The organism is Methylotenera sp. (assembly GCF_030653755.1).
Lineage (GTDB): Bacteria > Pseudomonadota > Gammaproteobacteria > Burkholderiales > Methylophilaceae > Methylotenera.
Map to the genome: position 1 here is coordinate 143,153 of NZ_JAURYU010000011.1, position 24,035 is coordinate 167,187.

Consider the following 24,035-nt stretch of genomic DNA (forward strand, 5'->3'; position numbering starts at 1 on the left):
TGAACTAGTATTTTTTTTACTGGGTTCGTTTGTATTGCAAGGTGCTATTTATTTTGCTCGCTGACTTTTTTCAGCGCTTCTATCGCCAACCCATCACTATCAAAGTAACACCAATCGAGGTAGGCAACAGTAATCATCATTTATTTGTGTGAATAAAGATGAGAGGTAAAAAGACCGCTACGCTGATTGGTTGCGTAGGGCATTAGATTTTGTGAGATTATACGGTAGATTCAAATTAAAGCTAGATAAAAAATATTGATCACGTCAATATTTAAGTAGATCACCTAGTCATGAGCTACATAAAGTGGCGTGAATACTTAAAAATTTGGCCTATCAATAGCAAGACTTCATATTGTTAGCCGTTAGTGCTTGGCGTTGTCATGATAATGACCGTGCTCGCGATCTAATATACTGTAATAGTTTGAAGGCTCAAGTACTGTAGGTATAGGGTCTTCGTCTGTGTTGGGGTGGTCTTTACTGAAATGTAAACCTCGGCTCTCTTTACGCTCAATTGCGCTTCTTACAATTAACTCGGCAACCTGTAGCAGGTTTCTTAGTTCTATGAGGTCGTTACTGATTTTAAAGTTGCTATAAAACTCATGAACTTCATCACGCAACATATGAATCCGATGCAATGCGCGGCTCAGGCGCTTATCTGTGCGCACAATGCCAACGTAATTCCACATAAAGCGACGCAGTTCATCCCATGTGTGGGTAATCAGCACCTCCTCATCCGCATCAGTCACGCGGCTTTCATCCCAATAGGGCAAATTGGTGATTGCACGAGGTGTTTGATTGAGGATATCTTCGGCGGCTGCCTTACCAAATACTAAGCACTCTAATAATGAGTTGCTGGCTAATCGATTGGCGCCATGCAAGCCTGTGCAAGAAGTTTCACCAATTGCATACAGATGCTTAACGTCTGTTTGCCCCTTGTCATCCGTCATGACACCGCCGCAAGTGTAGTGTGCTGCTGGCACAACAGGAATAGGTGTCTTGCTGATATCAATACCCAATTCCAAGCAACGTTTATAGATGTTAGGAAAGTGCTCTTGAATAAAATCGAGCGGTTTGTGTGAAATGTCCAGATAGACACAATCAAGTCCGCGCTTTTTCATTTCAAAGTCGATGGCACGAGCCACAATGTCTCTTGATGCAAGCTCCGCACGTGGGTCATGCTCGGGCATAAAACGCGTGCCATCAGGTAGCTTCAGTAGACCACCTTCACCTCTCACTACTTCAGAGATTAAAAATGATTTAGCATGGGGGTGAAATAAACAGGTAGGGTGAAACTGAATAAACTCCATATTTGCAACACGACAGCCAGCGCGCCATGCCATGGCAATGCCATCTCCCGTGCTCACGTCAGGGTTGGTGGTGTATAAGTAAACTTTTCCTGCGCCACCTGTGGCTAATACGGTATTGTGGGCACCAATCGTAATCACTTTTCCAGTGCTATTATCTAGCACATAAGCACCAAGACACGCATTGTCGTCTGCAATTTTGGGGTTAATATTTTTAACTTTATGCGTTGTAATTAAATCTACTGCAATGTGGTTTTCAAGTAAGGTGATGTTAGGGTGTTGCCTCACTTGGTCAGCGAGCGTGGTTTGAACCGCATTACCTGTTGCGTCTGCTGCATGAATAATACGACGGTGGCTGTGACCACCTTCACGAGTGAGATGGTAGTTACTATTGTTGTTTTCACGCGTGAATTTAACGCCTTGCTCTATTAACCACTCTACCGTTTCTTTTCCGTGCTCAACGACTTTTTTTGTGACCGCTTCGTCACAAAGTCCCGCACCTGCGATTAGCGTGTCCTGAATATGCGCATCTATTGAGTCATCATTGTTAAGCACAGCAGCGATGCCGCCTTGTGCCCAATTGCTAGCCGTATCATTAATGCTACGTTTGCTGACTAAGCAGATTTTTTTATGGTCAGCCGTTCTCAGAGCGAGCGAAAGTCCTGCTAGACCACTGCCAATAATTAAAACATCAAATTGCTGCATAATTTACAAGAATTGTGTGGAAGAGAATTGAATTATTATGAACTTCTAAGAGTGTATCGTGGTCCTTATAAAAGGCAATAGAAATAACGTTGTAAACATAAATAAAGTAATTATGGATTTTATTTAAATGAAAAATTCTAAGCTGTGGAGGCGAACATAATGATACAACCCAGTAAAATTCAGGAATTAGCCCAATTTAACTTCATTCAATCAGCTGGCCAAGGTTATACTTACAAGAGTGAGAGATTTGATAATAAAATTGGACAGGCTAAAGTTGGTTTGGCAGAGGGGTTGCAAGTAGTGGCTACTGCGCCAGTTTCAGGTAATCGTGAAATTGATCACGAGCTTGTTTTGCGTGCGCAACGCGGAGACAAGCGTGCTTTCGGGCTACTCGTTGATAAATATCAACGTAAGTTAGCTCGATTGTTGTCACGCATGATTCGTGACCAAGCTGAAATTGAAGACGTGGTGCAAGAGTCCTTTATTAAAGCTTACCGTGCATTGCCAAACTTTAGGGGCGATAGTGCCTTTTATACTTGGCTATACCGTATTGGCATTAATACGGCAAAAAATTACTTAGTTTCGATGGGTCGCCGCCCAACTGTGTCTACCGATATTGAAATCGAAGATGCTGAAAATTTTGATAGCGGCGATGAACTACGTACGACAGAAACGCCTGAATCAAGCATGATGACTAAGCAGATAGCCCAGACTGTCAATGATACTGTTGAAGGTTTGCCTGAGGAGTTGAAAACGGCGATTACTTTACGAGAGATTGAGGGGTTGAGCTATGAAGAGATCGCTACCATCATGAGTTGCCCGATTGGCACTGTGCGTTCAAGAATATTTAGAGCGCGCGAAACAATCGCCCTGAAATTAAGACCTTTGTTGGATACGCCAGATAATAAACGCTGGTAGTTGAGAGAAAGCCGAAAAGTAACAATGCATTGTTCGTTAATGTATTAGGAGTAAATAATGAGTGAACAAATATCTGCTTTAATGGACGATGAAATCGCAGTAGATGATGCTGAGCATTTGATTACGTCAATCCATGCTAACAAGCAAGCTTCGCAGAGTTGGAATCATTACCATTTAATCGGTGATGCGATGCGAGGTGATATTGGTCTTCCGTCGGACTTTAAACAAAAGCTTATGCAGAAGATTGAACTTGAGCCTACAGTGCTAGCCCCTAGTGCTTCGCAGGCACGTGTTAATAAAACGGAGATCTTTAAAGACAGGATGCCTGCTAGATGGTCAATTGCCGCTTCATTTGCTGCTGTCATGGTGGTGGGCTGGATGGCTTTGCAACAGCAGTCTCAGTCTGATAGTCCATCAGCGATGATAGAAGTCGCTGAAGTGTCAGCAACGACCAGTGAGTCAATTCCTGCTGAGTATCTCACAGCACATCAATCATCAGCACCATCAACAAGTTCATACTATATACAATCGGTGAATTATTCAGAATGATTTTAATCAGTCGAGTTATTTTGGCTAAAATTCTTGCAGGAGTTACGCTATTTGTTTTATGCATCACCAGCTTCACTAGTGATGCATCCACAGATGACGAGCTATGGATAATGTTGCAAAAGGCTGCAGTTGCAGCGCGTGCTTTAAGTTATGAAGGTATTTTTGTCTGTCAAACTGGTCAGCAGGCTAAGTCTGTGCAAATTACACATTTGTTTGATGGAAGAAACGAGTTTGCTAGAAATGTTGTTTTAGATGGTGCAACGCGTGAAGTGTTAAGTCAAGGTAGTAATCTCGTTATATACAATCAAAAAAATGAAAAAATAATCATTGAAAAAAGACGTGGGCAGAATATGTTCCCTGCCATATTGCCGTTAAATTTTGATACGATAAAAGATAACTATACTGTGCATCTAAGCACTATTGAACGTGTGGCCGACCGACAAGCGCAGGTTTTGTTTTTAGAACCAAAAGATCGATTGCGTTTTAGCTATAAGTTTTGGATAGATACTGAATATGGCTTGCTGTTGAGGTCGGTTAGATATAATCAGCGCAGTGAAGTTATTGAAAATATTGGTTTTAACCGTTTATCATTGATAAACTCAGTGGCGCTGGATTGGTTTACACCAAAAATTGATAGTAAAAAGAATTATGTCATGGAGGATGAGGCTGTTATTCTTCCTGATGGAAAGTTGTCAGTGACATGGGAAATAAAAGAGCTACCATCAGGTTATCGTAAAGTTGATCAGATGGTGCGTATGGTGCCAGGTAAGTTAAAACCTGTGATGCATATGATTTTTTCTGATGGGTTGGCATCCGTTTCTTTGTTTATAGAACCAACCAGTAAAAGTGATAAGACTAAAGTTGCGCTAGTCACAACTGGAAGTACAAGTTTTTATGCTGCGGTTAATCATGGTCATCTTGTGACAGCCGTTGGCGAGGTACCAGAAGCTACTGTGGTGCAAATTGCAAACGCAGTGGTCATTAGTAAATAAATTTAGCTCGATTTTTTAGTAAGCATTATGATAGAAGAATATGCAGTAGTCATTCAGTGCAAGCAAGATGCAGCTGAGTTGGAAATCGAACGTAGGACTGCATGTGGTATCTGTGGTCAAAAGCGCGGTTGCGGCAATGCAACTTGGGGCAAGTTGCTGGGTCATAAAACGCACACATTTGTAGCGCATAATGCCATCAAGGCAAAAGTTGGTGATGCTGTCGTTGTTGGGATTGATGAGCATGTTGCATTGCGATCTGTATTTTTTCTTTATGTCGTGCCGTTATTGAGTCTAGTCATTTTTTCAGTAATGGCTGAGGTCTTATTTCAGAACCAACTCTACGTAGTACTTTCAGCTATATTGGGGTTAATCGTTGGCTTTGTCTTGGTTAAATTTCACTTGGTTGGCGACAGTCAACATCACGCTACTATATTGCGCTTTGCAGAATCAATGCCGACTTGTGGTATTAATAATGATTCCGAAAATGCATGACACGATATATGTTGATTAAATATGATTTTTCAAACTAAACGAGGTGAGTACATGATGAGAACTTGGCTTGCTGCAGTGACATTTATTTTGTTTTCTGCAGTGAATGTAAACGCTAAAGATTTGCCAGATTTTACTGAATTGGCAGAGAAGCAAGGCCCTGCTGTGGTTAATATTAGTATCACACAAAGCATGCGTGCAAATAATGTTCAACTTCCAGGAATGTCTGGAGATGAGCAGATGCAAGAGTTCTTTAAGCGCTTTGGCATCCCTAATTTCCCTGGTCAAAATGGTAGCGCACAGCCTGAGTATAAGTCTCAGTCTTTAGGGTCTGGTTTCATTATTAGCAGTGATGGTTATATTTTAACTAATGCACATGTGGTAGCTGAGGCTGACGAGGTAATTGTTAAGTTATCAGACAAGCGTGAGTTTAAAGCTAAGATTATTGGTGCAGATAAGCGTACTGATGTTGCGTTGGTTAAAATTGAAGCAACAGGCTTACCTAAAGTGGTGACTGGTGATCCGAATAAGTTAAAGGTGGGGGAGTGGGTGGCCGCAATTGGTTCTCCATTCGGTTTAGAAAACACCATGACTGCGGGTATCGTAAGTGCAAAGGGACGCGCTTTGCCACAAGAAAATTTTGTGCCATTCATTCAAACCGATGTGGCGATTAACCCTGGTAACTCTGGTGGACCATTGTTTAATCTGGCTGGTGAAGTAGTGGGCATTAACTCACAAATTTACAGTCGTAGCGGTGGCTCAATGGGGCTGTCATTTAGCATTCCTATTGATGTAGCGCTTGAAGTGACTAATCAGTTAAAAGCATCTGGCAAAGTCACAAGAGGTTGGTTGGGTGTGGTGATTCAAGAGTTGAACAAAGAGTTGGCAGAGTCATTTGGCATGAAGAATACCAATGGCGCTTTGGTGGCTGGTGTTGAAAAAGGTGGCCCTGCGGACAAAGGTGGTTTAGAGGTTGGTGATGTGATTACTAAGTTTGATGGGAAACCGATTACAAGCTCGTCTGATTTGCCGCGCGCCGTTGGTGTTGCCAAGCCAGGTAAAGCAGTACCTGTAGAAGTTTTGCGTAAAGGTAATGAAAAAAGCTTGAGTGTTGCAATCGGTGAAATGCCATCAGATTCAATGGAGCTTTCACAAGCTAATAAGCCACCCGTTAAGCAGGAAGTAGATCGTATTGGCTTAATTTTGAAAGAGCTAACACCACAGCAAAAGAAAAAGCTAAATGGTAAAAATGGCTTGCTGGTGATTGAGTCCCAAGGTGTGGTTGCTCAAGCTGGCATTAGGCGGGGTGACGTTGTGTTGGGCTTGAACAACACAGAGATACAAAGCCTAGAGCAATTTAATAAGTTATTGGCTAGTTTTGGAGCTGGTAAGTCAGTTGCATTGCTTGTGCTACGTGGTGAGAGCACTTTGTATGTGCCAGTTAAAATCCCAGCAACCAAGTAAACACCATCTTGCCATACAATTAAACAGTAAGCATTAATCTATAGATGTTAATACTTTGAATTTGCTGTAAAATCCGAGCTGTTCGGTTAACAATAAGGGCGCCTAGTGCGCCCTTATTGTTAAGACCGCATCTGTTTCTTCTTGAACAACTCGTTAGTAACAGCTCGTTAGTCGTCAATTTAGTCATTATTAAAAATTAAACATGAAAAATATTCGTAACTTTTCCATTATTGCTCACATCGATCACGGTAAATCCACCTTGGCTGACCGTATTATTCACTTGTGTGGTGGCTTGGCAGATCGTGAGATGGAAGCGCAAGTACTTGATTCTATGGATATTGAGCGTGAGCGTGGTATTACGATTAAAGCACAAACAGCAGCTTTGGAATATAAGGCGGATGACGGACAGATTTATCATTTGAATTTAATTGACACGCCAGGCCACGTAGATTTTAGCTACGAGGTTTCGCGGTCACTGTCAGCTTGCGAGGGTGCGTTGCTGGTGGTTGATGCCAGTCAGGGCGTTGAGGCGCAAAGTGTGGCTAACTGCTATACCGCATTGGATTTGGGCGTTGAGGTGACGGCAGTACTGAATAAAATTGACTTGCCGTCAGCAGACCCTGATCGCGTGATTCAGGAAATTGAAGATGTGATAGGTGTGGATGCCTCTGATGCTGTGCGCTGTTCCGCAAAAACTGGTGTAGGTGTTCGTGATGTATTGGAAGCAGTGATTGCTAAAGTACCACCCCCTGTGGGCGATGTCACTAAGCCATTAAAAGCCTTAGTAATTGATGCATGGTTTGATAACTATGTGGGTGTGGTGATGCTAGTGCGTGTGGTGGACGGAACACTTAAACCTAAGGATAAGATACGCCTGATGGCGACTGGTTCTGAGCATCTATGTGAGCAGGTGGGTGTGTTTACACCAAAATCGCTACAAAAAACATCATTGTCAGCGGGTGAAGTAGGTTTCGTGATTGCCGGTATTAAAGAGTTGGCTGCAGCTAAAGTGGGTGATACTGTGACTTTGGCTGGTAAGCCAGCAGCAGAACCGTTGGCAGGCTTTAAAGAAGTGAAACCGCAAGTGTTTGCGGGCTTATATCCTGTTGAGTCTAACCAGTTTGAAGCGTTGCGTACTGCGCTGGAAAAGCTGAGTTTGAATGACGCGTCTTTATTGTTTGAGGCGGAAAACTCAACAGCATTAGGCTTTGGTTTTAGATGCGGCTTCTTAGGTCTGTTGCACATGGAGATTGTGCAAGAGCGTTTAGAGCGTGAGTACGACATGGATTTGATTACCACAGCGCCAACAGTAGTTTATGAACTGCTACTTAAAAATGGCGAAGTGCAGCAGATTGAAAATCCATCTCGCTTACCAGAACCATCACGCATCGAAGAGATTCGTGAGCCTGTGATTGTGGTGAATCTGCTGATGCCTCAAGATTATGTAGGCCCAGTGATGACCTTGTGTAATGGTAAACGTGGTATTCAGCGCAATATGCAGTATTTGGGTCGTCAGGTGATGTTAAGCTATGAAATGCCACTCAATGAGGTGGTGTTAGATTTCTTTGATAGACTAAAATCTGTATCACGCGGTTATGCAAGTATGGATTATGAGTTCTTAGAATTCCGAGCGGCAGATTTGGTTAAGCTAGATATCATGGTGAACGGAGAGCGTGTAGATGCATTAAGCCTTATTGTGCATCGCAGTAATAGTGTTTACCGTGGTCGTGAAGTTGCAGCGAAAATGCGTGAGTTGATTCCGCGTCAAATGTTTGATGTGGCAATTCAGGCATCAATTGGCGCCAATATCATTGCGCGTGAAACCGTAAAAGCCATGCGTAAAAACGTGATTGCAAAATGTTACGGTGGTGATATTACACGTAAACGTAAGTTGCTAGAGAAGCAAAAAGAAGGTAAAAAACGCATGAAGCAAGTGGGTAACGTTGAAATTCCACAAGAGGCGTTTTTAGCAATTCTAAGAGTTGAAGATAAATAAAAACTATTTAAACAAAAGCTATATATGTATAAAAACTGTATAGGTACAAAGTTAAGATAAATAAGAAAATAAGGTAAACGCCATGATGTTCGCGCTTTTCATGATAGTGGTATTGCTGGTGACAGGGCTAATATGGCTATTTGACAGTTTAGTGTTAAGTAAAAAACGCCCTGCGGGGGTGGATGAGCCCGTTGTAGTTGAGTATGCTAAAAGCTTCTTCCCTGTCATTTTAATGGTATTTTTAATTCGCTCGTTTATTGTCGAGCCATTCAAAATACCATCAGGTTCCATGATGCCTACGCTATTAGCAGGTGATTTTATTTTGGTAAATAAATTTACCTATGGATTGCGTGTGCCGATTTTAAATAACACCTTCTTAAAAGTGAATAAACCTGCACGTGGCGATGTGATTGTGTTCCACTATCCACCAAATCCTTCTATTGATTACATTAAACGCGTCGTTGGCTTGCCTGGTGATAAAGTTGGCTATCTAGACAAACGTTTAACGATTAATGGACGTCGAGTTGATGTTGAAGATGCTGGCTATTATGAATATGTAATGTCTGGGCTTAATGTGGTTGAAGCCAAGCAATATCATGAACAGCTAGGGGTAAAAAAACATGATATTTTAGTGCACGATGTGATGGGTAGTTATGACACAGACACGATAGGTGCTAAATTCTTAGAGGGTGAAGAAGTGACTGTCCCTGATGGACATTATCTGGCGATGGGGGATAATCGTGATAATAGTTCGGATAGCCGTGTATGGGGGTTTGTACCTGAGCAGAATCTTGTTGGGAAGGCGTTTTTTATCTGGATGAATTTTGATCAGGGTTCTAGAATTGGCACTAAAATAGAGTGATTTTAAGCCGTACCAACTTCAATCAGCATGGAGACAAGCGTGATAAACACATTAACCAAGATGAAAAGCGCAAAAAATCAACCTAAGAGTCAGCAAGGTGCAACTTTACTGGGTATGTTAATTGTTGGGGTGTTTGTCGTATTCATTGCTTTAATTGTAATGAAGGTAACGCCTGCTTATATCGAGTTTATGTCGGTAAAAAAAGTACTGAAAGCGATGAATCAAGAGTCTTTAAGTACGATGACTAGCAAAGAAATAAAAGATTCTTTTAATAAACGAGCTTCTACTTCATATGTAGAGGTTGTCAGGGGATCTGATCTTGTGATTGAAAAAGGTGCGAGTGGCACTGTGGTCACAGTGAATTATGAGGTCGTAAAGCCTATCATTGGTAATGTAAGTGTGCTGATTGATTTTTCAGCCCGTAGTGACGGTAAATAGTGCATTTTAAAGAGATAAATAAGCAGTTAATTGTTGGTGGTGTTGATGTCTAAGCAAGACTTATTAAAGCACTTGTCGCATCAGTTTGTGAATGAAAACTTGTTAACGCAGGCGCTCACTCATAGGAGCTATGCTGGACTCAATAATGAGCGTCTTGAGTTCTTAGGCGATGGCGCTTTAAACTTTATTATTGCACACCAGTTGTATCAGCGTTTTCCAAAATTAGCAGAGGGTGATCTTAGCCGCCTGCGCGCTCAGTTAGTGAAAGAGGCAACTTTATCTGAAATTGCCTTAACACTTGATCTTGGAGATGCTTTGTTATTGGGGGAAGGTGAGCTAAAGAGCGCGGGCTGGCGCAGACCTTCTATCTTAGCGGATGCACTTGAAGCAATTATTGGCGCAGTTTATCTTGATAGTGGCTTTGAAGCCGCTCAAAACTTTGTATTAGGGCTTTATGCCAATAAGCTCGAGACAATTGATCCTAAAGTGATTGATAAAGATCCAAAGTCTTTATTGCAAGAGTTGTTACAGAGTAGAAAAATCGCAGTTCCTGAATATACAGTGACCCATACCAGCGGCGAAGCACACGAGCAAAAGTTTGTGGTGGAGTGCTTGGTTGAGAAACATCAAATTCGCACAGTAGGTGAAGGCCGTAGCCGTCGCATTGCTGAACAGCAGGCAGCAGAACTTGCTTTGCTTGCGTTAAATAAACTCCATATTGGAAAAGTTAAAAAATGACAGATATTAATCAAGAGCTTGAAGTGAAGGCAGTGACTGCTTTCGATGGCCCCTTTAAGTGCGGTACGGTGGCCATTGTAGGTCGTCCGAACGTGGGTAAGTCCACGCTATTAAACCATATTTTAGGTATGAAGCTCGCTATTACATCGCGTAAGGCACAAACTACACGCCACCGCCTATTGGGCATACACACCACAGATGATACGCAGTATTTATTTGTGGATACGCCAGGTTTTCAGCAAAAGCACTTAAACACATTGAATAAAGGTCTTAATAAAACAGTGACACAAGTGCTCACTGAAGTAGATGTCGTGCTGTTTGTGATTGAGCCTATGAAGTTGGGTGAGGCTGACCGCAAAGTGTTGCAGTTGTTATCAGATAAAACGCCAACTATCTTAGTGGTGAACAAGTTGGATTTGATGGGCGATAAAGGCAATGTGTTGCCATTGATTCAAGACTTTGACTTGGAGTTTCCATTTTCAGAAATCGTACCAGTGAGCGCTAAAAAGAGCTTGAATCTAGATGAGCTATTAAAATCTATCCGTACCTATTTGCCTGAGCAAGAGGCAATATATTCTGAAGATGAGTTGACCGATAAGAATGAGCGTTTTCTTGCGGCAGAGTTAGTACGTGAGAAAATATTTAGGTTGCTTGGAGATGAAATTCCATATTCAGTCGCTGTGGAAGTTGAAAAATTTGAAGTGGTAGGTAAATTGCGCCGTATCTTTTGTGCCATTATTGTGGACAAAGATAGCCAGAAACCAATGCTAATTGGTAAAGGTGGCGAAAAGCTCAAGCAAATTTCTACCGAAGCACGTCAAGACATGGAAAAACTATTTGGCGGTAAAGTGTACCTAGAAACTTGGGTGAAAGTGAAGGGCGGTTGGGCTGATGATGCGCGTGCGCTAAAATCCTTAGGCTATTGATACGCTAGTAGAGATATAAGTAGAGACCCTATGGCCTCGGTGAGTACACATCGTCAGGATAATCAAGCCGTTTACGTGCTACATACCTATCCTTTCAAAGAAACCAGTTTAGTGGTTGAGTTGTTTACGCGTGATTTTGGGCGCGTAGCAACCACAGCCAAAGGCGCACGGCGCCCACGTTCTGCAATGCGCGGTATGCTGCAAGCGTTTCAACCTATGTTAGCCACTTGGTCTGGTAAGTTAGAGTTAAAGACATTACATAGTCTTGAATGGAACGGCGTACTGCTTCTGTTACAAGGAGAGGCGTTGATGTGTGGCTTTTACCTCAATGAGTTACTGTTGAGGTTGCTGCCACGAGAAGATCCGCATGAGGCCTTGTTTGAGTACTATGCTGATACATTAAAGACCTTGGCGATTAGTCATGATCTAGCCACAACACTGCGCCGTTTTGAGTTGAAGTTTTTGCAAGAGTTGGGCTATGCAATTCCATTGCATTTGGATGCTAATAGCGTACCTGTACTTACGCAACAGCATTATCGTTATGAAGCCGAGCATGGCGCGTACCCCCTGCGGGGCATATCGGCACGCCATGAAAATGGCGTGCAGTTGTCGGGCAAGACGTTAATTGATATGTCGAATGATGATTATCGTGATGAGCAAACGCAGCAACAAAGTAAGCAATTGATGCGTTATCTATTAGCTCATTACCTAGGTGACAAACCTTTACATACCCGACAATTATTAATTGATTTACAGGGCTACTGATTCACTTCTTGAGACAGCTCAATACTAACTTAGTATCAGAGCTGGCATAATATTACGATTTATAAGGCTATAAAATCATGATTAAATTAGGTGTTAATATTGATCACGTTGCAACGATTCGTCAGGCACGTGGCACTAAATATCCTAGTGTAGTACAAGCGGCTTTACGTGCAGAACAATCTGGTGCGGACAGTATTACTTTACATTTGCGCGAAGACCGCCGCCACATGCAAGACGCAGACATCTTTGCATTGCGTCCACTTTTGCAAACCAAAATGAATCTAGAGTGTGCAGTGACCGATGAAATGCTCGATATCGCGATTAAAGTGATGCCGCAAGATGTATGTTTAGTGCCTGAGCGTCGCGAAGAGCGCACCACAGAAGGTGGGTTGGATGTGATTGCCCATTTTGACAAAGTGAAACATGCGGTAAAAAAACTAAGCGATGTGGGTATTCGTGTGTCATTGTTTATTGCACCTGATTTAGCGCAGATAGACGCGGCGATTAAGACTGGAGCGCCAGTGATTGAATTGCATACTGGGACTTTTGCGGATGCCGAAATCGAGCGTGTGCAAATTGCAGAACTTGATCGTATCGAGCGCGCACTGCATCATGCAAAGGATGCGCGTTTAGTTGTTAATGCTGGGCATGGCTTGCATTACCATAATGTACATCACGTTGCACGTATGTATGGGTTTGAAGAGCTGAATATAGGCCATGCGATTGTGGCGCATGCATTGTTTGTGGGTTGGGATAATGCTGTGCGTGAAATGAAATCTTTGATGAAAGAGTTTGCACCTAAGTAGTACCCTGCTAACAGCAAAAAGGCGATGAATGATTTTTGGAATCGGTACAGATGTGGTTGAAGTTGCACGTATTAAGGACTCTGTTGCAGAGTTTGGTGATACGTTCGCAAAAAAGATTTTGGCTGAAAGTGAAATGCCAAGTTATCAGCAATCCAATATTAAATCTCGCTTTTTAGCTAAACGGTTTGCTGCAAAAGAGGCTTTTTCTAAGGCGCTAGGCACTGGGCTGCGAGCACCAGCTACTTTGCAGAATATTGCAGTTTCTCATGATGATTTGGGTAAGCCTATCTTGGTGTTAGCGCCTGCCTTACAAGCGTTATTAGATTCAAAAAATATCACTAAGAGTCACCTTAGCATTAGTGATGAGAAAAACCTAGCAACTGCATTTGTTGTGTTGGAAATGTAATGGAAGCAAATGCGATAGATTTCAATACACCAGATATTGCACGCCGTTTTGGAGGCGTTGCTCGGTTGTATGGTGCAGATGGTCTAGCTAAGCTACAATCATCACATATATGTGTGATTGGTATCGGTGGTGTGGGTAGTTGGGCTGCTGAGGCTTTAGCTCGTAATGCGATAGGGACGATTACTTTAATCGATCTGGATAACGTTGCCGAATCTAATGTTAATCGGCAGTTGCATGCTTTAGATAATACCTTTGGTAAAGCCAAAGTTACTGCGATGCGTGAGCGTATCCTGAGTATTAATCCGTTTGCGCAGGTACATGAAATTGAAGATTTTGTGACCGTTGAAAATGTCAGTGTGATGTTAAGCAATCAATATGATTACGTCATTGATTGTATTGATGATGCTAAAGCCAAAATAGCAGTTGCTGCTTACTGCCGTCAGCACAAATTGCCACTAGTCACAGTGGGTGCAGCAGGCGGTAGGCTAGACCCTACGCGTATTCAAGTGGCTGATTTGGCTCATGTATCAGGTGATCGTTTATTGGCTAAAGTGCGTAACCAATTGCGTCGAGATTATCAGTTTCCTAAAGCGACTAATTCAAAAAAATCGGATAAATTTGGCATACAGGCAGTTTATTCCGATGAGGTTGTGATTAAACCAGATACTGTCTGCGATGTAGAATCAAACGCTGGGGTGACAGGTCTTAACTGTGCTGGTTATGGTTCTAGTGTGTGTGTGACAGCACCTTTTGGTTTTGCTGCCACAGCTTTTGCCCTTAAAGCTTTATTAGCTAAGTAAATATTGGCTTATTTAATATCTCTGTATTTTCTTTAGCTAAGCGCGCATGATTGATACACATCGTCTCCCGATAGGTGTAAATCATAAATGGGTGGATATATGAAATTAAGTAACTTCTTAAATCAGTCTTGCGCGAACCTAAATCATGCTAGTCAGTTATCAGCGTTAATCTTGAGCATTGCCGATGCTGGTAAGCAGATTGCTGCGCTAGTGGCCAAAGGTAAGCTAGCAGGTGCTACCAATAAGCTCGAGAGTGTCAACGTTCAGGGCGAAACCCAAATGCAGTTGGATATTACTACTCATGATATTTTCATCGATTGTTTATCAGCTACTAAATTAGTGGTTGGTGCAGTGTCAGAAGAGTTAGCTTCTCCTTATTACTTTGACGACCACGCTGTAGATGCCCCATATTTAGTATGTTTTGACCCGCTTGATGGTTCTTCAAATATTGCATTTGATGGTGTGGTTGGTTCTATTTTTTCTGTACTACCCGCACCCTTGAATGCTGATCGCAGTGAGGCCATGTTTTTACAACAAGGTATTCATCAAATTGCCGCTGGCTATTTGCTGTATGGGCCTGCGACCATGTTAGTGATTTCACTAGGAGCTGGCACACATGCTTTTACCCTAGACCCAGATACACAGTTATTTGAATTGACGCACCCTGATTTAAAGATTCCAGCACATTATCCAGAGTTTGCAATTAACGCCAGTCGGCAACGTTTTTGGGAGGCGCCTATGCAGCAATATATTGCTGACTGTATTGCTGGTGAAGAGGGTGTTCGGCAATGTAATTTTAATATGCGATGGATGGCTAGCATGGTGGCAGATATCCACCGCATATTAATGCGAGGAGGCGTATTTCTTTATCCAAAAGATCGCCAAGTAACAGACCGAGCAGGTCGGTTAAGATTATTATATGAAGTGAGCCCGATGAGTATGTTGATTGAGCAGGCTGGCGGGAAAGCCAGCACGGGTCGTTCATCAGTCTTGGATTTGCAGCCCTCACAGATTCATCAGCGGGTATCTACTATATTAGGCTCTATCAACGAAGTCGATTTAATCGAGCAGTATCACCAGCGGTGAGGGTTTTACGCTGAGTTATTATTAAAGGACGTTCTATGGCGATGATATCTCTAAGGCAGTTGCTAGACCATGCCGCCGAGCATGATTACGGGTTGCCTGCATTTAATATCAATAATATGGAGCAGATACACTCGATTCTGTTGGCAGCCAATGAGGTAGATAGCCCTGTGATTTTACAAGCTTCTGCTGGCGCACGCGGGTATGCTGGGGAGCCATTTTTAAGGAAAATGGTTGAGGCTGCCATTGAGCAATATCCGCATATTCCTATTTGTATGCATCAAGATCACGGTGCATCACCTGCGGTGTGCCAAATGGCTATTCGGAGCGGATTTTCTAGTGTGATGATGGATGGGTCATTATTGTCTGATGCTAAGACTCCAGCTAGCTATGAATACAATGTAGATGTTACTAAGCGCGTAGTTGAATTTGCACACGCCGTGGGTGTTTCCGTGGAGGGCGAGCTAGGTTGCTTAGGGTCGTTAGAAACTGGACAGGCAGGTGATGAGGATGGTAGCGGTGCGGCAGGGGTGTTGGATGAATCACAATTGCTAACAGATCCTGATGAGGCGGCGGCCTTTGTGGCAGCGACTAAAGTGGATGCCTTAGCCATTGCCATCGGAACCAGCCACGGCGCTTATAAGTTCAGCAGACCGCCCACAGGAGATACACTTGCTATTGATCGGATTAAAGCGATTCATGCGCGCATCCCTAATACACATTTAGTGATGCACGGATCTTCCAGCGTTTCACAAGACTCATTGGAGATGATTCGGAAATATGGCGGGAAAATTAAAGAAACTTATGGAGTGCCCGTATCGCAAATTGTAGAAGGCATTAAAAATGGCGTGAGAAAAATCAATATAGACACCGATATACGCTTAGCCATGACCGCAGCAATTAGAGAAAGTATGGCCTTGCATCCAGAGGATTTTGATCCACGTATCTATTTTAAATCTGCTATCTTGGCAGCACAGCAATTATGTAAAGACCGTTTTGAAGCATTTGGCAGTGCAGGGCGTGCTAGCCAGATTAAAGTGGTATCAATGGAACAGATGGCTGCGCGCTATACTAAGGATTAATCAATGAACAGTTCGCGGCGAGGCTTGATTGTAGGTAATTGGAAACTGCATGGAACCCTTGAAGGTAATCGTGATTTATTGTTGCAATTAATAGCCAATTTTAAAGATTTGAATGCGGTCGATTTTGCAGTATGTTTACCTTATGTGTATCTGTTTCAAGCGCAACAGCTACTGGCTGGTAGTAATATTCTGTGGGGCTCGCAGAATGTGAGTCAATATGATGAAGGTGCCTACACCTCTTGCATTTCAGCCGCGATGATTGCGGAATTTGGTTGTCAATATGTGATTCTTGCGCACTCTGAGCGACGAATGCTCAGGCTGGAAAGTTATGAAGTGACTGCTCAGCGTCTTTTACGCGCATTAGAAGGCGGCTTAACGCCAATTTACTGTGTAGGTGAGGCGCAAGCTGAACGTGATGCAGGGTTGGCTGAAGATACGGTTAAGAAGCAGGTGCTCAACATGTTGCATAGTTTGGATGACGATGCGTTTGCTCGTGCCAAACAATATAATATGGTTGTGGCTTATGAGCCTGTCTGGGCGATCGGTACGGGTCAACATGCAAGCCCGCAACAAGCACAATCAATGCATGCTTATATCCGGCAGCTGATTGCCACCAGAGCGCCTGATTTTGCAGAGCACATACGGATTATTTATGGCGGAAGCCTAAGCGCTGATAATGCAGATGCAATGCTGAAAATGCCTGATATTGATGGAGCATTACTTGGGCGCTCTGCATTAGTAGCAGAAGCGTTTACAGAAATTGGCCGTATCGCTAATGACTTAGCTTTAGAAGCGCATCAGTAAGCCTAAATACTGAACCTATAGTAAAGGCTGTAGTCATTGTTAGATGTCTCAAGCCACCCATCTCTCATTTAAAGGTAATAAATCTTATCTTCCTAGCAAACTTTGCGTGCAATGTGGACGCACCATGACATGGCGTAAGTCATGGTCTAAAAATTGGGATTCTGTTAAATACTGTTCAAACACATGTAAGCAAAGCGCAAAAAAATGATGAGAAATGTAATCGTGATATTGGGTGACCAACTCAATTTGGATAACCCAGCATTAGAAGGGTTTAACCATCAGCAGGATATGGTGTTGATGATTGAGGCGCCAAATGAGTCGACGCATGTATGGTCACACAAAGCACGTATTGCATTGTTTTTATCAGCGATGCGTCATTTTGCAGAAACCTTGCAAGGTCAGCATTATCCCTTACGCTATTTAAAGCTAGGTGATCATGATTATATTGATTTAGCCAGTGCATGGTTAGCTTTGCTATCAGAATATGACCCGCAACAAATCATCGTTTGTGAGATGGGAGATTATAGGGTTTTAAAAGTGCTAGAGGATTGTGCATCAACATTAAATAAACGGCTGATCGTGCGTGATGATACGTTTTTCTTATGTAGCCAGGCGGACTTTAAGCGTTGGGCCGGACAAGGTAAACAGTTGCGCATGGAGTATTTCTATCGATACATGCGCAAACGCTACCAAGTCTTGATGGCGGGTGAAGAGCCTATTGGTGGAAAGTGGAATTATGACCACGAAAACCGGAAATCTTTTAGTAAGGATGGCCCACAAAATATTCCAGCTGTTCCACAGTTCGAAATAGACCAAATTACTCAAGCAGCTTTTGCTGATGTTGAGCGATTCTTTCCAGAGCACCCTGGCAAGCTGGATCATTTCTGTTGGCCAGTCACACGAGCGCAAGCACTATTATTTTTGCAACACTTTATAGCGACTAAATTAGTTGATTTTGGTGTGCATCAAGATGCAATGTGGCAAAGTGATTTAGTCTCAGGTGCGTTTTTATGGCACTCATTATTAGCCTCATCCCTCAATTTAAAACTGCTGCACCCAAAAGAAGTGATTGAGGCTGTAGAGCAAGCTTATGAAAAAAACAATTTACCTTTAGCCAGCGTAGAGGGGTTTGTTCGGCAAATACTAGGGTGGCGAGAGTTTATCCGAGGACTATATTGGTTAGATATGCCTGCCATGGCTCAGGCTAATCACTATGAGCATCAGCGAGATTTACCGAATTGGTACTGGACAGGTAAAACCAATATGAATTGCATGCGTCAAACTATTACGCAGACTATGCAGTATGGATACGCACATCATATTCAGCGCCTCATGGTAACGGGCATGTTCGGTTTATTAGCAGAAATTGAGCCTAAACAAGTTGCAGATTGGTATTTAGCAGTCTATGTTGATGCGGTAGATTGGGTTGAGTTACCCAATGTAATCGGTATGGCTTTACACGCGAATGGTGGAAGATTCACAAGCAAACCTTACATTGCCAGTGGTGCTTACATTAAACGCATGAGCAATTACTGCAATAGTTGTAGCTACAAGCCAGACCTGAAAACTTCAGCAAAAGCTTGCCCTGTGACTACGCTATACTGGAACTTCCTCATCAAGCATGAGCAAGTGATGCTCAACAATCCAAGAACAGTGCTAATGGTTAAAAATCTTAATAGATTTAATAATGAAGAAAAGGCGTTGATTCAACAGAAAGCCCATCAGGTCTTAAACGCACTTGATGAAATTTAAGTTAATATTGATGCTAGGTTGATATTGATGGCTTTTGTGAATTTTCATGATACTGTCATAATCAGCCATTATGCTGGATGAAACAATTTATTAAAAAATATCATGCGTTCAGTTAACTCTCCTCTAAAACTACTCAATCGAGATATCAGCATATTAGCTTTCAACGCGCGCGTATTGAGTCTTGCGCAAAATACAGAATATCCTCTGCTCGAGCGTTTACGTTTTCTTTGTATCGTGTCATCTAATCTGGATGAGTTTTTTGAAGTGCGCGCTGCACCACATGTGGATGCCATGCGTGATAATGAAAAAAAGACCGATGTTAATGTCCAAAGCTATTTAGAGATTTCTAAAGCCGCCCATACCTTAGTAGAAAAGCAATATGAAATCTTTAATACAGATTTAATGCCAGCTTTAGCGGGTCAGGGCGTACATTTGGTCTCGCACGGTGACCGCACTGTAGAGCAAAAACGTTGGGTGGCACGTTATTTTGAGTCTAATGTTCGTCCGTTATTAGTGCCAGTTGCACTTGATCCTTCCCATCCTTTTCCACAGGTTGCCAATAAATCACTCAATTTTATTGTGTCCTTGGGCGGTACGGATGCTTTTGGTCGCAATAATAATATCGCGATTGTGAAAGTGCCGAGGGCGCTACCTCGATTAATTAAGCTACCAAAAAACCTGAGTGGCAAGCAACAAAAGTTTGTGTCTTTATCTAGCATTATTCGTGCGCATTTAGCGAGTTTGTTCGCGGGTCGTGAGGTGCTTAGCTTCTCACAATTTAGGGTCACTCGACATTCTGACTTAGCAGTAGATGAAGAAGATGTGAAAAACCTAAGAACCGCACTCCGAAAAGGTTTGGTGCAAAGACACTATGGTGAGGCTGTGAGGTTGGAAGTATCACACGGTTGTGATGAAAAGTTAGCGAAGTTACTATTACAGCAATTTGATTTACCTAAGCAGTCGCTTTACCGCGTGAATGGCTTGGTGAATTTAGCACGCTTAATGCAGTTGGCCGATTTAGCTGAGGGAGAACAGCTCAAGTTTAAGCATTATGAGCCGCAAATCAGCCAGCAGTTAGTGCCAAATCAATCATTTTTTACCCAACTTAAACAGCAAGATATTCTGATTCATCAGCCTTATGAGAGCTTTGAGTCAGTCATTGATTTCTTGCGTGAAGCTGTGAACGACCCTGATGTACTGTCCATCCAGCAAACTATCTATCGCACAGGCTCAGACCCACGCATGCTTAAATTGTTACAAGAGGCAGTGCGTCGTGGTAAAGAGGTGATGGCCGTCGTTGAGCTAAAAGCCAGGTTTGATGAAGAGGCAAATATTAACTGGGCAGAGGACTTGGAGTCTGTCGGTGCGCAAGTGGTATATGGCATCGTGGGTCTGAAAACCCATGCAAAAATGTTGCTAGTGATGCGCCGTGAGGCAGGTGGCCTTAAATACTATGGACATGTTTCTACTGGAAACTACAACCCACGCACAGCGCGTCTTTATACTGATGTCAGCATGCTCACTTCTGACGCCCAAATTACCCGTGATATGGAGTATTTGTTTAGACATATTGCCAGCCAAGTAAAACTACCCCGTATGCAGAAGCTACTGGTTGCTCCTTTTAACTTACACAAACAGATGCTTGCTAAGATTAGGTCGGCCGAGCTTAGTGCAAAAGCTGGTAATGCTGCTTCTATTATTTTAAAAATGAATGCATTAACCGATGAAGCGCTAGTGAAAGCATTGGTTAAAGCAGGGCGAGCTGGTGTGCAAATTGACCTGATTCTGCGCGGTGCTTGTATTCTACCGATTGATGCGCCTGGACTAGAAGGGCGGATTCGTGTGCGCTCAGTGATTGGTCGCTTGCTTGAACACTCCCGTGTATTTTATTTCAAGATTGCAGAGGTTGAGCACATGTGGTTATCCAGTGCGGACTGGATGAATCGTAATATGATGCGCCGCGTTGAAATTGCATGGCCAATTATTGATGCAAAAAATCGTGCACGTATTTTGCAAGAGTGCTGTCAGATGTATTTGGACGATAATCATGATGCATGGATATTAAATGCAGATGGTAGTTATCAGCCTATTGCAGCACAGATGCATAGTCGTGCCAAGTCTGGTGAGCCTGTTCGTATTTATAGCGCACAATTACAACTGTTGCATAAATATGCCGATTAACTAAACTGCTTCAATAAACTATGGCAAATTTAATCATTTGGCGACATGCCGAAGCCGAAGCGCAAAGTGGAACTGGTCACGATATTGACCGTGCATTAACCAAGCGTGGCCATAAAGATGCTGCTAAAATTGCTAAATGGCTTCATAAGCATATACCTGATCATGTTGAGCTACTTTGCAGCCCAGCACGCCGTTGTTTGCAAACGGCACAGGCTTTGCATGATTTAAATCATACGGAAATCAAAGTATCTGATTTTTTAAGCGTGGATAGCAATGTAGCGCGTATTGCTAAAGAGATATCAAATACAAATGAGTCGCAAACCATATTAATAGTAGGACATCAGCCTAATCTTGGGTTGTTAATCAGTAAGCTTTTAGGGCTACACGAAACTGCCTGTTTAGTGAAAAAGGGCGCTGTTTGGTGGTTAAGGCAACGTAAAATGGGGCGTTCGACACATTATTATATTGAGGCTGTAAAGCAACCCAGAATTTAATAACAGGGTTCTAATTAAAAGCACCATCAGTTCTTTAATGAGCTAGCAGTTGTAAGCTGCATTTTATTGGAAATGTTTTACATTTGATGTTTATGTAACAAGATTACGGTAATTAGGCAACCGTGACTATAATGCAACGCTTGTGTTTTGCTGATGATGCGTATCTAAGGCTCGTATGGTAAGCATGGCTGCATTGAAATGCATTTTCCATCACGCGATTGATGTAGGTCTAAATCTAGTGTCAATCGCGCGACATAAGCCAAATTATTTCAATTTATTTCTTTTTTGGTCTGCCTGTTTTAATTGCAGGCACTTTGCTCATGGCGGCTTTTAACGCTGCATCTGTCATTGCACTTAATTGCATGATGCCTGCACGTAGTAACTCGCTTTTTTTGGCAGGTTGTCCTAATTTAGTTAGGCGCTCTTTTAACACGGAAAATTGTGCATATTCTGTTTTAGGCATAGTGAAGCTATCACGCTCCATTTTTAATTTTGGAGTTTTCTCTTTAACTACTTTTGTTTTTTCGGCTTTTTTTGTGTCAGCAATAGTTGCTTTTGCTGGGATCTTATTTGCAGGTGCAGTTTTTACCGCAACTGGTTTTGTGGACGTTGCTTTTGTGGTTGGTGTGGCTTTAGCAATGGGTTTGGTATCGGTCTTTGCTGGTGTTGCGCTCACAACCTCAGTTTTTTGTGTAGATGGTTTTAACGCTTCAGCTTGAGGTGTGTTGGTTTTTGACATGGCTTTGCTCCAAATAAACGATATAAACAGTTTATACCGTTTATTTTTGAATGCAAATGAATTTTTTGTGACAGTTTATTGGGCGCTAGTTAGTTCAAAATGCCAGCTTACTTTTTGCCATGCTAAGGTTTCTTCATCAAGCAGATAGTAGGATTGAGGGTATTTAGTTGCCCATGATTTTGGCAGCGTGAGCTTGAAACTATTATTGTTTAACACTAGCTGTATGCCACGAAGGTTTGGCATATTCCTAGCATGGCATAAAATTACTGCCAACCGCATACAGATTAGCTGCATCACAAATACCCGGTCAGAGAAGTCAGCTTCTAGTCGTTTTAATTTCCCGCGATGACCTAAAATAATTAAGCTTAAACAATGCAATTCACTTTGCGAGAAGCCAACAGGTTCGGTGTGATCTAAAATATAAGCACCATGAAGGTGTGCATCTACTGGAGAGATAATGCCGCCGATTTCATGTAATAGCGCAGCCCAGCGTAGTTTGCGAGCGTGTTTAAAGCGTTCTCCCTCTGCAAAGGTAACGTCTTCACCGATTTTTTCAAACAGCTTTTCAGCGACTTCTGCAACCGTTTTGGCATGTGTTTCATCTACGTCAAATTTACGCGCTAGGCGTTGTATGGATGCGTTTCTTAAGTCTAGCATATCGTTTTCACGCGCTAGCATGTCGTAAAGTAGGCCGTGGCGTAGCGCACCTTTTGCAACATTTAAAGTGTCAATATTTAAAAACTCAAATACCGCAATTAAAATAGAGAGGCCTCCGCCAATGACTGGTTTACGGTCTTCTTTTAAACCATTCAGACGTAGTTTGTCTGTATAACGTGCTTTTAGTAGTTCTTCACGTAACCAATATAGACTTTCTTTGCTGATAGAGTCAGCAGGTTTGCCATATTGCACTAATACGTCGGCAACAGCGCCAACCGTGCCAGATGCTCCATAGGCAATATCCCAATGCTGGTTATTGAAATGCTCACCTAGCGTTTCAAAAATAGATTCAGCGGAGATTTCTGCGCGTGTAAACGCCTTTTCAGTAAACTCTCCATTGGCAAAATGCTTGAGCGACCATGCAACTGAGCCTACATGTAGCGAGGCGGTATGTGTTGATTCAAAACCATGACCAAGGATAAACTCTGTCGAGCGTCCGCCAATATCAATGACTAATCTTTTTTCATCTGACTGTGGCAAAAATCGACTAACACCTTGATAAATAAGGCGCGCTTCTTCAACGCCAGAAATGACTTCTACTTCAAAGCCTAGCGCTTTTTTAGCGAGCTTTAGAAAATGGTCGCGGTTGTTTGCTTCCCGTAATGTTTGCGTTGCAACAGCACGTACATGAGCGGCATCAAACCCTTGCAAGCGTTCACCAAATCTAGCTAGGCAACGTAGGCCTCTTTCAATCGATTCAGGCGTGAGATTGCGATTCTCATCCAGATCGCCACCTTGACGAACAGCCTCTTTCAAATATTCTACGCGCTCAATGTGACCGCTGTCTAAGCGGCCAATTTCAAGCCTAAAGCTATTAGAGCCTAAATCGATGGTGGCTAATAATGCTTTGTTAGCGGGGATGTTGTTGGTTTGATTGTCCATAAATTGCGCTTGGTTTCTGGCTTTTAGTTTTGGTTGAAACAGTAATATTGTTTATTTTGTAATTATAGTTTGAAAGTTTGATGACAAAGGATAAATTAAATGCGCTGAATAAACTTTTAATGCAATCAATGTTATTTTCATAA

Annotated in this window: 24 protein-coding genes; 21 read left to right on the plus strand and 3 right to left on the minus strand. The window is 42.5% G+C overall.

Translation table 11 applies throughout. The annotated features are described in order from the left end of the window. Positions 1-362: 362 nt before the first annotated feature. On the minus strand, positions 363-2,009 hold the full coding sequence (gene nadB / locus Q7U33_RS02340; RefSeq protein ID WP_304857979.1) for an L-aspartate oxidase: 1,647 nt from the start codon (positions 2,007-2,009) through the stop codon (positions 363-365). Positions 2,010-2,309: 300 nt separating this feature from the next. Between nadB and rpoE the strand changes: the two genes are divergently transcribed. The 21 genes from rpoE (at position 2,310) to Q7U33_RS02445 (ending at position 21,554) form a co-directional block, all read left to right on the plus strand. Then, positions 2,310-2,927 carry an RNA polymerase sigma factor RpoE gene (gene rpoE / locus Q7U33_RS02345; protein ID WP_370651974.1) on the plus strand — a complete coding sequence of 206 codons (618 nt, stop codon included), beginning with the start codon at positions 2,310-2,312 and terminating at the stop codon, positions 2,925-2,927. Between the two features lie 57 nt (positions 2,928-2,984). Beyond that, positions 2,985-3,476: a sigma-E factor negative regulatory protein gene (locus Q7U33_RS02350; protein ID WP_304857981.1), complete on the plus strand. Its 492-nt coding sequence runs from the start codon at positions 2,985-2,987 to the stop codon at positions 3,474-3,476. 20 nt (positions 3,477-3,496) lie between these two features. Further along, positions 3,497-4,468 (plus strand): MucB/RseB C-terminal domain-containing protein, encoded by a 972-nt coding sequence (locus Q7U33_RS02355; RefSeq protein WP_304857982.1) that lies wholly within the window; start codon positions 3,497-3,499, stop codon positions 4,466-4,468. 27 nt (positions 4,469-4,495) lie between these two features. Then, the gene (locus Q7U33_RS02360) at positions 4,496-4,960 is read left to right on the plus strand and encodes a SoxR reducing system RseC family protein (protein ID WP_304857983.1); all 465 of its coding nucleotides are present in this window, start codon (positions 4,496-4,498) and stop codon (positions 4,958-4,960) included. Between the two features lie 51 nt (positions 4,961-5,011). Further along, positions 5,012-6,421: a DegQ family serine endoprotease gene (locus Q7U33_RS02365; RefSeq protein WP_304857984.1), complete on the plus strand. Its 1,410-nt coding sequence runs from the start codon at positions 5,012-5,014 to the stop codon at positions 6,419-6,421. Between the two features lie 202 nt (positions 6,422-6,623). Next, a complete protein-coding gene (gene lepA, locus Q7U33_RS02370; protein WP_304857985.1) occupies positions 6,624-8,417 on the plus strand; it encodes a translation elongation factor 4 in 1,794 nt (597 codons plus the stop codon). An 82-nt stretch (positions 8,418-8,499) separates the two neighbouring features. Next, the gene (gene lepB, locus Q7U33_RS02375; protein WP_304857986.1) at positions 8,500-9,279 is read left to right on the plus strand and encodes a signal peptidase I; all 780 of its coding nucleotides are present in this window, start codon (positions 8,500-8,502) and stop codon (positions 9,277-9,279) included. 39 nt (positions 9,280-9,318) lie between these two features. Next, on the plus strand, positions 9,319-9,717 hold the full coding sequence (locus Q7U33_RS02380; protein ID WP_304857987.1) for a DUF4845 domain-containing protein: 399 nt from the start codon (positions 9,319-9,321) through the stop codon (positions 9,715-9,717). Positions 9,718-9,762: 45 nt separating this feature from the next. Continuing rightward, positions 9,763-10,455 (plus strand): ribonuclease III, encoded by a 693-nt coding sequence (gene rnc / locus Q7U33_RS02385; protein WP_304857988.1) that lies wholly within the window; start codon positions 9,763-9,765, stop codon positions 10,453-10,455. Beyond that, positions 10,452-11,381 (plus strand): GTPase Era, encoded by a 930-nt coding sequence (gene era, locus Q7U33_RS02390; RefSeq protein WP_304857989.1) that lies wholly within the window; start codon positions 10,452-10,454, stop codon positions 11,379-11,381. The genes rnc and era overlap by 4 nt, the downstream gene beginning before the upstream one ends. 30 nt (positions 11,382-11,411) lie before the next feature. Next, positions 11,412-12,146, plus strand: a complete 735-nt coding sequence (gene recO / locus Q7U33_RS02395; RefSeq protein WP_304857990.1) for a DNA repair protein RecO — start codon at positions 11,412-11,414, stop codon at positions 12,144-12,146. 77 nt (positions 12,147-12,223) lie between these two features. After that, positions 12,224-12,952: a pyridoxine 5'-phosphate synthase gene (gene pdxJ, locus Q7U33_RS02400; RefSeq protein ID WP_304857991.1), complete on the plus strand. Its 729-nt coding sequence runs from the start codon at positions 12,224-12,226 to the stop codon at positions 12,950-12,952. A gap of 28 nt (positions 12,953-12,980) precedes the next feature. Beyond that, complete coding sequence (gene acpS, locus Q7U33_RS02405) at positions 12,981-13,358, plus strand: holo-ACP synthase (protein WP_304857992.1); 378 nt, start codon at positions 12,981-12,983, stop codon at positions 13,356-13,358. Then, on the plus strand, positions 13,358-14,158 hold the full coding sequence (locus tag Q7U33_RS02410) for a tRNA threonylcarbamoyladenosine dehydratase (protein ID WP_304857993.1): 801 nt from the start codon (positions 13,358-13,360) through the stop codon (positions 14,156-14,158). Before acpS ends, Q7U33_RS02410 begins: the two co-directional genes overlap by 1 nt. Positions 14,159-14,257: 99 nt before the next feature. Further along, a complete protein-coding gene (locus Q7U33_RS02415) occupies positions 14,258-15,244 on the plus strand; it encodes a class 1 fructose-bisphosphatase (RefSeq protein ID WP_304857994.1) in 987 nt (328 codons plus the stop codon). 35 nt (positions 15,245-15,279) lie between these two features. Then, positions 15,280-16,323, plus strand: coding sequence for a class II fructose-bisphosphate aldolase (gene fba, locus Q7U33_RS02420; RefSeq protein WP_304857995.1), 1,044 nt, complete (start codon positions 15,280-15,282; stop codon positions 16,321-16,323). Positions 16,324-16,326: 3 nt separating this feature from the next. Continuing rightward, positions 16,327-17,127: a triose-phosphate isomerase gene (gene tpiA / locus Q7U33_RS02425; protein WP_304857996.1), complete on the plus strand. Its 801-nt coding sequence runs from the start codon at positions 16,327-16,329 to the stop codon at positions 17,125-17,127. Positions 17,128-17,170: 43 nt separating this feature from the next. Then, positions 17,171-17,335: a DUF2256 domain-containing protein gene (locus tag Q7U33_RS02430; RefSeq protein WP_081621918.1), complete on the plus strand. Its 165-nt coding sequence runs from the start codon at positions 17,171-17,173 to the stop codon at positions 17,333-17,335. Beyond that, positions 17,332-18,879 carry a cryptochrome/photolyase family protein gene (locus Q7U33_RS02435; RefSeq protein WP_304857997.1) on the plus strand — a complete coding sequence of 516 codons (1,548 nt, stop codon included), beginning with the start codon at positions 17,332-17,334 and terminating at the stop codon, positions 18,877-18,879. Before Q7U33_RS02430 ends, Q7U33_RS02435 begins: the two co-directional genes overlap by 4 nt. Positions 18,880-18,981: 102 nt before the next feature. Beyond that, the gene (gene ppk1 / locus Q7U33_RS02440; protein WP_304857998.1) at positions 18,982-21,060 is read left to right on the plus strand and encodes a polyphosphate kinase 1; all 2,079 of its coding nucleotides are present in this window, start codon (positions 18,982-18,984) and stop codon (positions 21,058-21,060) included. 20 nt (positions 21,061-21,080) lie between these two features. Next, positions 21,081-21,554 (plus strand): histidine phosphatase family protein, encoded by a 474-nt coding sequence (locus tag Q7U33_RS02445; protein WP_304857999.1) that lies wholly within the window; start codon positions 21,081-21,083, stop codon positions 21,552-21,554. A gap of 274 nt (positions 21,555-21,828) precedes the next feature. On the opposite strand, the gene Q7U33_RS02450 is transcribed toward Q7U33_RS02445, so the two are convergent. Both Q7U33_RS02450 and Q7U33_RS02455 read right to left on the minus strand, forming a co-directional pair. Continuing rightward, positions 21,829-22,293, minus strand: coding sequence for a hypothetical protein (locus Q7U33_RS02450; protein ID WP_304858000.1), 465 nt, complete (start codon positions 22,291-22,293; stop codon positions 21,829-21,831). Between the two features lie 75 nt (positions 22,294-22,368). Continuing rightward, positions 22,369-23,892 (minus strand): Ppx/GppA phosphatase family protein, encoded by a 1,524-nt coding sequence (locus Q7U33_RS02455; RefSeq protein WP_304858001.1) that lies wholly within the window; start codon positions 23,890-23,892, stop codon positions 22,369-22,371. Positions 23,893-24,035 lie beyond the last annotated feature (143 nt).